1 protein-coding gene is annotated in these 1,538 nt (G+C 65.2%); it reads left to right on the plus strand.

Going from position 1 to position 1,538, the window contains the following annotated elements; genetic code table 11:
- Nucleotides 1-1,538: type II secretion system secretin GspD (gspD, locus tag JV551A3_RS07315; protein WP_133978460.1), on the plus strand; the 1,538-nt coding region annotated here is incomplete at both ends.

A 1,538-nucleotide genomic window follows, 5' to 3' on the forward strand; every position in this document is an offset into this window, starting at 1 on the left:
TATCACCGGCACCACCTTCATCGTCGACCCCCGGGTCAAGGGCAAGGTCACGGTGCGCACCGTCGACCTGCATGACGCCGATGCCATCTACGACATTTTCCTGGCCCAGCTGCGCGCCCAGGGCTATGCCACTGTCGACCTGCCCAACGGCAGCGTGAAGATCGTCCCCGACCAGGCCGCTCGCCTTGAGCCGGTGCCGGTGGAGACGGGAGGGCAGCAGGGGGAAGGCAGCGACAGCGTGGCTACTCGGGTATTCAATGTGCGCAACGCCGCCAGCGAGCAGGTGCTGGGCATTCTCAAGCCCCTGATCGACCCACGGGTCGGTGTGATCACACCTTACCCGGCGGCGCACCAGTTGGTCGTTACCGACTGGCGCAGCAACCTGGAGCGTATCGCCAGCCTGCTGCGCCAGCTCGACCGCCCCCAGGACGCACCAGGCAGCGGCAGTACCCAGGTCATCTACCTGCGCCATGCCAATGCTGGCGAAGTGGTCAAGGTGTTGCGCGGGCTCAGCCAGGAAGGCATGGCGCCCTCTGAAGGTGCGGGCGAAGGGGAGGGCAAGGACAGGCCCGCAGTGCCTGCCGCCGGGGGCTCGGGCATCCGCCTGGAATACGAAGAAGGCACCAACGCCGTGGTCATGGTCGGCCCCGACAGCGAGCTGGCCGCCTACCGCGCCATTGTCGAGCAACTGGACATCCGTCGTGCCCAGGTAGTGGTGGAAGCGATCATCGCCGAGGTGTCCGACAGCAGCGCCCAGGAACTGGGCGTGCAGTGGCTGTTCGCCGACGAGAAGTTCGGTGCCGGCATCGTCAATTTCGGCAGCAACGGTGTGAACATCGCCAGCATCGCCGGGGCCGCTGCCAGCGGCGACAACGAGGCCCTTGGTGACCTGTTGTCCAGCACCACCGGCGCCATGGCGGGTATCGGCCATTTCGGTGGCGGTTTCAACTTCGCCATGCTGGTCAACGCACTGAAGGGCAAGAGCGGCTTCAACCTGCTGTCCACGCCCACTCTGCTGACCCTGGACAACGCCGAGGCGTCGATCCTGGTCGGCCAGGAAGTGCCCTTCGTCACCGGGTCGGTGACGCAGAACAACGCCAACCCGTACCAGACCATCGAGCGCAAGGAGGTCGGGGTGAAGCTGCGCATCAAGCCGCAGATCAACATCGACAACAGCGTGCGCCTGGACATCGTCCAGGAAGTGTCGTCGATCGCCGACACTACGGCGGCCAGCGACGTGATCACCAACAAGCGCGAGATCAAGACCAAGGTCATGGTCGAGGACAATGGCCTGGTGATCCTCGGTGGCCTTATCAGCGACGAACTGAGCACCAGCGACCAGCGCGTGCCGCTGCTTGGCGACATCCCTTACCTGGGCCGGCTGTTCCGCTCCGACGCCACCAAGAACGCCAAGCAGAACCTGATGGTGTTCACCCGCCCGCGCATCGTTCGTGACGGGCCGAGCCTGGCCGGGCTGAGCGAAGACAAGTACCGCACCTTGCAACAGACCACGCCGCTGCAGTTGCCCGACCTGGCTG

Source organism: Pseudomonas inefficax (assembly GCF_900277125.1).
Lineage (GTDB): Bacteria > Pseudomonadota > Gammaproteobacteria > Pseudomonadales > Pseudomonadaceae > Aquipseudomonas > Aquipseudomonas inefficax.